This window comes from Bacillus mycoides (assembly GCF_001757995.1).
Lineage (GTDB): Bacteria > Bacillota > Bacilli > Bacillales > Bacillaceae_G > Bacillus_A > Bacillus_A mycoides_B.
In genome coordinates this window covers 20,652-29,419 of record NZ_LXLV01000036.1, presented here as the reverse complement: position 1 = coordinate 29,419, position 8,768 = coordinate 20,652, and the positions used below count along the sequence as shown (strand labels likewise).

Here is an 8,768-nt window from a genome sequence, read left to right as displayed (position 1 = left end):
TGAAGAGTATATTTATTTTTATAACTATAAACGGTTCCAAAAACGACTCAACCACCGAGCTCCGATAGAATATCGAATCTCGATGGCTGCTTAGTCTTTTTAATATTGTCTACTTGACAGGGATAAGTCCATTTTATAGGTCCTTTCTCATGCTTAGTATAAGAATATCGTGAGCCTCAAATAATATAGTATCTAAATCATTTGAGGTGATACTTAAATATGAAAAAACTATTGTATGTTTTAAGTGTATTTATTTTGTGCCTATCTATACAGCATGTGGTACATTCTCAGTCAAATGCACCAAGCTTGTCTTCGGATTGTCTGGAAGAAAGTAAAATACGTGATGAAAAGTATGTGAAAAACATAATGAATGACATAAAATCAACGTTTAATTTAAATATTGATGAAAATAGTTTTATGGAAGTCAGTAAAAGAGACCTAGAGGCTGCGCATTTGATGTATGGTGGGCGGGGTGATGATTCTTATTATAATTCGCTAACTAAAATTTATGATAGTGGTGGATATAGAGGAGAGCCTAGGTTGTTTGTGAGGGCGCAAGAAGCATTTTTACTTTATAAAGAGATAGACGATACTAATGTAATGAAACACCTAAACCTTGAAAAAGGGGAATGGATCGTTACCGAAACGAAAAAGAAGCAAGGGAAAATCGTTGAATACAGAACGTTACAATGTGAAAAAGATTATCTGAAAAAGAAAAATGAGTACCATAATATAAAATGATGTAACAAAATGCTAATTAATGTTGTCTTTATCAACCGATAGCTTGTTATCTATATAAAATAGGAAAAGGTAAATAAACATATTATCCATTTGTAATATGTTTATTTACCTTTTTGAATGGGTTTAGTTGAAAATTATTTGCTGGCTAATGCAAAAATAATTTTCGACGAATCCTTCATCGTAAAAAGAGGAGTTTGTGTCAAAAGATTTATACATTGCTGAACCATCTATGTATATTTTATTCTACAGTATTAATAAAAGAATGTTGGCTATTCATAAGAAATATCATTGGCACAGTTTTTGCTTGTATTAAATTTAAGGAAGGGGAATTGTATTTAAGGAATCTGTATTCGTAATAGTATAAAACAAGCTACTATTGCATCATTGATCTTACTTGTATTTATAGCGGAACTGTAAATACATACAAATAAGAATGTTCTGCTTTTTAAATTCAGAATTTTCTTTCAAATTATTAGGGGGTAACGGTATGGTTAAATATTCAAAAATTTCTAAGCTGATTCTTGGTGTTGGACTAGTGACAATATCATGTAATGGTTTGCAAATTCAAGCAGAGACAAAAGAGAAAAATGTGAAAAATGTACTACAAATGGAGCCGGTAGGAATACAGAAATCCGTTGATGAGTTGGCGCACTCTTCGAAAGTACAAGAAAATGCATCTTTTACAAAACGATTAAAATTAGCGGATTTATCGCAACGTCCGCTAGCGCCGAATGAAAACGTAAAACAGTTAGCTGAAGAGAAAAAGTATTCGATGGCTGAACTAAATCAATTAAGCAACAAACAATTAACTGATCTTCTTGTGACGATTAAATGGTATCAAATCCCGGAGTTATTTCAGTTTAATAGTGATAGTCTCAAGTTCTATCAAGATGATAGTCGAATGCAAGCAATCATTGATAAACTAGCAGAACAAGGTCAAACTTATACGAAAGATGATTCAAAAGGGATTGAAACATTAGTAGAAGCTCTACGTGCAGCATTTTATTTAGGTTTTTACAATGATGAATTAAGCAAACTAAATGAGCGTAGCTACCATGATAAATGTTTACCGGCTTTAAAAACAATTGCAAAAAATCCGAATTTCAAACTTGGTACATCAGAACAAAATAAAGTTATTTCATCATATGGAAAATTAATTGGAAATGCATCGGCTGATGTTGAAACGGTTTTATATGCAGGTGAAATTTTTAAACAATATAACGATAATCTTGCAACTTTCATTGAAGACTCCACGAAAGGAGACGCTATTTATGAGTTGATGAAGGGAATTGACTTTGATATTCAGGCGGATATGTACACGACTGGAAAAGAGCCAAAAGATACGATGTGGTATCGAAATATTGATAACTTTATTAATGAAGTAAATCGTTTTGCACTAATTGGTACTGTAACAGATAAAAACGGATGGTTAATTAATAATGGACTTTACTACGCTGGCCGATTGGGTAAGCTTCATAGTACACCAACAAAAGGACAGCAAGTTGTTACTGATGCAATGCGAACTTATCCATATTTAGGGGAGCAATATTTTGTTGCAGCAGAACAAATTACTACAAATTACGGAGGAGTAGATGCGAACGGAAAAACAATAAATTTAGATCAAATTCGAGAAGAGGGTAAAAAGAAATATTTACCGAAAACGTATACGTTTGATGATGGAGCTATTGTCTTTAAAGCAGGGGATAAAGTCAGCGAAGAGAAAATTAAACGTCTATACTGGGCGGCAAAAGAAGTGCGTTCTCAATTTTATCGTACAGTTGGTAGTGATAAACCACTTGAAAGTGGACATGCTGATGATGTGTTAACGATGGTCATCTATAATAGTCCTGACGAATATCAATTTAACCGTCAATTGTATGGTTATGAAACGAATAATGGTGGGATTTACATTGAAGGAAGTGGAACGTTCTTTACATATGAACGTACACCAGAGCAAAGTATTTATAGTTTGGAAGAATTGTTCCGCCATGAATTTACACACTATTTACAGGGAAGATACGAGGTTCCGGGATTATGGGGCCAAGGGGAAATGTATCAAAATGAACGTTTAACATGGTTTGAAGAAGGAAATGCGGAGTTCTTTGCAGGTTCAACGCGATTAGACAGTGTAGTACCACGAAAAAGCATAATTGGTGGATTGTCTTATGACCCTGCGAAACGTTATACAGCAGCACAAACATTAAATGCGAAATATGGAACGTGGGATTTTTATAACTATTCGTTTGCATTGCAATCATATATGTATAATAACCGTCCTGAAATGTTCGATAAAGTGCATGATTTAATTCGTGCTAATGATGTTTCAAGTTACGATGCATACCGTTCTACATTAAGCAAAGATAATAAATTAAATGAAGATTACCAATCTTATATGCAAATGCTTATTGATAATCGTGATAAGTATACAATTCCACAAGTATCAGATGAGTATTTAGCACAGCACGCACCAAAGCCGCTTTCAGATGTTGCGTCAGATATCACAAATGAAGCAAAGTTAAAAAATGTGAAGCTAACAAAGAATAAATCACAATTCTTTAATACATTCACACTACAGGGAACATATACAGGAAGTGCAGCAAAAGGAGAAATTGAAGACCGGAAAGTGATGAACCAAGCAACGAATGATATGCTGAAACATCTATCAGAAAAAGAGTGGAGTGGATACAAAACATTGACTGCTTATTTTGTAAATTATCGTGTCAATGACGCTGGACAATTTGAATATGATGTTGTATTTAGCGGAGTGAATACAGAAGAAGGTACTGCTGTAGAAAAAGAACCAAATAATTCATTTGATGCAGCGAATCCATTATCTTTGAACACGTTATTAAGAGGGAACTTAAGTGATCAAGATCAAGTTGACAGATTTGTTATCGATGTAAAGGATCCAAAAGATTTACAAATTATCGTTACGAACGAACAAAACCTTGGACTGAACTGGGTGTTATATTCTGAATCAGATTTAGATAATTATGTAACTTATGTAACAAAACGTGATGGAAACAAATTGCTAGGAAATTATAATGCGAAGCCAGGGAAATATTACTTAAGTGTATATAAATATGGCGGTGGAACAGGGAATTATACAGTGCAAGTAAAATAAATTACTATAGTTTGTTTTGAAAGGCTACTTATTGCATTTTTTAGCTAAGTAAAGTATTTAATGTTAAACATTAAACTATTTCAATATACCCCTGTTCTAATTATAGAACAGGGGTATATTGGCTTTATATTTTTAAATTAAATAACCTCATTGGATTTTGACAAGAAAATAATTAATATAGATTTGAATTCTCATTCGCAAAGCATGTTTTAATCTTCTTAATGCTCTTTCATTTTTGTTTCAATGCTTGTTTTCAAATCAGTTGATACTTGATCGAAATACCCCAAAACTATCTTTCTAATATCATCGGATATAACTTTCAAATCACTAGCTAAGTTTTCGGCAAGATGTTCTTTTTCTATCGGTTTTAACTTCGTATAAAATTCACCAGCCTGCGTAAAGTCATCCTGTTTCGTTATAGAAGTTCTTTCAAGTTTACCTTCAACGTACCTTCCATCACCGCTTGTTATTTGATTAGCGGGTGTCCAATCTTGTTGCTGGTTAATCGTTAATTTGCGAAATTCGGGTCCAATTCTTCTTCTTTGAGAATCGCTATAAATGTTAGCGCGTCCTTGCAACATTTTATCATCTGATAATTCAGCGCCATCTAGTAAATTAGAAGGGGAGAAGGCGACTTTTTCTACTTGTTCCATATAATTTTCAGGATTTTTATTTAATACCATTTTGCCGACTGGTATGAGAGGATACGCGTATTCATCCCATATTTTTGTATCATCTAAAGGGTCATAAGAAAGATGTGCTTCATCTTTCGGATCCATGAGCTGGACATATAAACCATATTCTACTGGCTTACCATTTGCAATTGCATCGTATAAATCTTTCCCGCTATAATCAGGATTTTCGGCAGCTAGTTTATTTGCTTCTTTGCTAGTAATGTATTGTACACCTTCAAATGGATACCAATGATACTTTATATACTTTCGATTACCTTCAGCATTTCTCCAAACGTATGTATTTACGCTATGTCCTGGGATATGGCGAAGACTTTTTGCAGTACCAGCATCAGAGAATAAACGGACAACAAAATGAATGGATTCAGGTGCTCTAGCGACAAAACTCCAAAATCTATTAGGGTCTAATAAGTTATTTTTAGGTGAGGGCAACAATGCTTGAATAGTCTCAGGGAAATGCATCGGATCACGAACAGAAAAGACAGGAATGTGATTGCATAAAAGGTCGAAAATACCTTCTTTTGTATAAAATTTTGTAGCAAAACCGCGTACATTTCTAGAAGTATCAGGTGTTCCTTTCGTACTAACAGCTAATGAAAACCGAACCATAACAGGAACTTTCTCGTTTGAATTTTGTAAAAAGCTCAGTTTTGTATGTTCAGACATCGAATATATCGTTTGAAAATAACCGAATGCACCAAATCCTTTTACATGAACAGGTCTTTCTAAAATTTTTTCATGAATAAATTCTTGTAATGTCTCGTGCAGTACACTATCTTGCTTGAGAACAGGTCCACGTGAACCAACTGTTTGAGAGTGAAATTTAGCTGGCTCATTAAGTTCTCGATTTTTATTAAAATCTTCTCCTAATAAAGGTTGCCTCTGTTTATCATATTTTTCATTCATTGATATTTCCTCCAAATTTTTTTCGTCGATTGTTACTAAATATGATTTTTTAGCCTTGATTATGTATTACATACAAAGTTCAAATTAGTAACATACCGCTAGAAGAAAAAAACGTACATGCAGTGGACCTGTTGAAATAGAAGAAATTATGAAAAAATGAATATCGGGAAGAGAAATAACACGTTTTATTAAAGAGGTGGAAGAAAACCACCACTATTAGAATTAGAATTTCAATCTTAAAAATTAATTTAAAAATGACTTTATAGATAATGAACATTAAAAAACAGGGAAAATAACTAGGAGGAATTGAACATGTCGGATTGGTCTCAATTAGATAAAGAATATATGATGCCTACGTATTGTCGTACAGAGGTTGCGATAGAAAGAGGAGAAGGTTGTAAACTTTATGATGTGGATGGTAAAGAGTATTTAGATTTGTTTTCCGGTGTAGGAGTAAACGTATTAGGATACAATCACCCTAAAATTGTGCAAACGACAATGGAGCAAGTTACGAAATCGTTGCATCTTCCTTTTCATTTTTTAAACCCAGTTGCGATTGAGTATGCAAAGAAATTAGTTGATTACTCTTTAAAAAATGGAAAAGTATTTTTTACAAACTCTGGTACAGAAGCGACAGAAACAACGTTGAAATTAATTGATAAATATAGAGATAATACGCATGAAGAACGTGAAGGAATCGTAGTGCTGAAGAATAGTTTCCACGGGCGGACGTTAGGGGCACTTCATTTCACGAGACAAGAAAGTGTATATCAAAATTTCCCTAAAACATCGATTCCTGTATATGAAGTAGAGCGCGAGAATATAGAGCAATTAGAAGAAACAATTGTTAAAGAAAATCCAATTGCGATTATGCTAGAGCCTGTATTAGGAAGTGGCGGTATCTATCCTTTATCAGGTGAATATTTACATGGTGTTCAAAACTTATGTGAGAAATATAATGTACTACTTATCGTTGATGAAGTTCAAAGTGGTATGGGGAGAACTGGTAAACTATTTGCTTATCAAAATTTCAATATTACACCAGATATTATTCAAATTGGTAAGGGAGCAGGAGGCGGGATACCGCTAGGTGGAATTATTGTAGGTGAAAAGTTATGTGATGTATTTTCACCAGGAGATCACGGCACAACGTTTGCTCATTCATCCATGGGAACGGCTTTAGGTTTAACGGTATTACAAACATTGATTGACGATGGTTTAATGCAAGATGCGTATGAAACGTCGCTATATTTAAATGATAAATTGCAAGAAATTCAGAAAGAAAATTCTTATTATATTCAGGAAGTACGTCATGCTGGCATGATGTTTGGAATTAGTTTGAATGATACGAATGAAAATGTGAAGAAATTACAGGTAGAGCTAATGGAGAAAGGGATGTTAGTTGATGTTACACAAGGGAACATCATCCGTTTACTTCCTCCATATATAATTACAAAAGAAGAAATTGATGCATTTATTTATGAGTTTATCTCCTGTATTCATAGCTTATCAGCTATAGCAAATGTTTAAAAATCTTTATGAAAAAGCACCTTATTTTTAATTCAAATAGGAAGAAAATTGAGGTGAAAAAATAAATTTATATATTAAAATAAAAAAGCTGAAAAAGGTACTCGTATAGCGCCTTTTTCAGCTTTTTAAAATAGTAAATTACTTAACTTAGAGAGCATCTCATTGGACAAATAATTAATTATGTGAAACAATAATAACAGATAAGGAGACGTTGCTTTTCCTTAAGTGCTTCGTATTGAATTTATTCTAGTAAGAGAAGGTGTGCTTAAAGAAGTTAAATTAAATAAGGAGCTGTTTTACTATATGCAACAAAATAATGATTTAAATTTTGAACCTCAAGACGTTAATATTGTCAATCCTAAACAAGCGAGGAAAGCAGTTGTTGCTACTGGCATTGGGAATGCAATGGAGTGGTTTGACTTCGGATTATACGCGTATTTAGCGGTAATTTTAAGTCAATTATTCTTCTCAGGTGTGAATAATAGTGGTTTGCAACTTGTACTAACATTTGGTACATTTGCGGCGGCCTTTCTAGTTCGACCAATTGGAGGTATTTTCTTTGGTAGAATAGGAGACAAGTATGGCCGAAAGATTGTTTTAAGTACAACTATTATTTTAATGGCACTTTCTACATTATTCATCGCATTACTACCAACCTATGAACAAATTGGTGTATGGGCACCAATACTACTTTTAGTTGCTCGAATGATTCAAGGCTTCTCTACAGGCGGCGAATATTCAGGAGCAATGGTTTATATCGCAGAATCTTCTCCAGATAAAAAGCGTGGTATACTCGGTAGTGGTCTTGAAATTGGAACACTCTCAGGTTACATTGCTGCTTCGGTAATTGTTACCATTTTAACGTTATTATTAACAGATGAGCAAATGCTCAGCTGGGGATGGCGTATTCCTTTCTTAATTGCTGCACCAATTGGTTTGGTCGGTTTATACTTACGACGTCATTTAGATGAATCTCCAATTTTTGAAGAGATGGAAAAAGCACAAGAGGAATCTGAAGACAACGAACAATTTTCATTTATGGATATATTAAAATATCACAAAAAAGACTTCTTATTAAGCACAGTAATTGTAGCCTTCTTTAACATTACAAACTATATGATCCTTTCGTATATTCCTTCTTATTTAACGCAAGTACTAAAAGTCAAAGAAACAACTGGCTTATTAATTATTTCAATTACGATGGCACTTATGATTCCACTGGCACTTTATTTCGGTAAATTAAGTGATAAAGTTGGTAATAAGCGCGTAGTACAAATTGGTTTACTTGGTTTAGCATTATGTTCAATTCCAGCATTTTTATTAATTGGTAACGGACATATTGTAGCCATGTTTGCGGGTATTTTCATTTTAGGTTTCTTCCTTAGTGTTTATGAAGGAACATTGCCTTCGTTATTACCAGCACTCTTTTTCACCGATGTACGTTATCGTGCACTTTCTATCTCCTTTAATATTTCTGTATCTATATTTGGCGGGACAACGCCGCTCGTATGTTCATACTTAGTTCATGCGACTGGTAACCCGCTCGCACCAGCATTTTATTTAACAGGTGTGAGTGTAATTGGATTAGTTGTATTTAGTGTACTGTTTGTTACAACATCAGGACGTGCACTAAAAGGATCTTATCCTACCGTAGAATCGAAGAAAGAAGCACATCTAATCGCTAAAGAAGACCCTGAAGAAACACTTTGGTGGCATGAAGAATCTTTAGAAATTGAAGCAGGGAAAAAAGCATAAATTTTGAAAAGCAACGTGGA

Annotated in this window: 6 protein-coding genes; 5 read left to right on the top strand and 1 reads right to left on the bottom strand. The window is 33.8% G+C overall.

The annotated features are described in order from the left end of the window. Positions 1-10: 10 nt before the first annotated feature. The 3 genes from BWGOE10_RS34030 (at position 11) to BWGOE10_RS14600 (ending at position 3,865) form a co-directional block, all read left to right on the top strand. The gene (locus BWGOE10_RS34030) at positions 11-94 is read left to right on the top strand and encodes a hypothetical protein (RefSeq protein WP_354267861.1); all 84 of its coding nucleotides are present in this window, start codon (positions 11-13) and stop codon (positions 92-94) included. Between the two features lie 125 nt (positions 95-219). Continuing rightward, on the top strand, positions 220-741 hold the full coding sequence (locus BWGOE10_RS14605) for a hypothetical protein (protein ID WP_070143714.1): 522 nt from the start codon (positions 220-222) through the stop codon (positions 739-741). Between the two features lie 487 nt (positions 742-1,228). Continuing rightward, complete coding sequence (locus BWGOE10_RS14600) at positions 1,229-3,865, top strand: collagenase ColA (protein WP_070143713.1); 2,637 nt, start codon at positions 1,229-1,231, stop codon at positions 3,863-3,865. 218 nt (positions 3,866-4,083) lie between these two features. Here the strand turns inward: BWGOE10_RS14600 and BWGOE10_RS14595 are convergent, their stop codons facing one another. After that, positions 4,084-5,463, bottom strand: a complete 1,380-nt coding sequence (locus BWGOE10_RS14595) for a catalase (protein ID WP_070143711.1) — start codon at positions 5,461-5,463, stop codon at positions 4,084-4,086. Positions 5,464-5,775: 312 nt separating this feature from the next. On the opposite strand from BWGOE10_RS14595, the gene BWGOE10_RS14590 reads away from it, so the two are divergent. Together BWGOE10_RS14590 and BWGOE10_RS14585 are read left to right on the top strand one after the other, a co-directional pair. Then, positions 5,776-6,993: an aspartate aminotransferase family protein gene (locus BWGOE10_RS14590; protein ID WP_070143709.1), complete on the top strand. Its 1,218-nt coding sequence runs from the start codon at positions 5,776-5,778 to the stop codon at positions 6,991-6,993. Between the two features lie 303 nt (positions 6,994-7,296). After that, entirely contained in the window at positions 7,297-8,748 is a 1,452-nt protein-coding gene (locus BWGOE10_RS14585; RefSeq protein ID WP_070143737.1) for an MFS transporter, read from the top strand. Positions 8,749-8,768 lie beyond the last annotated feature (20 nt).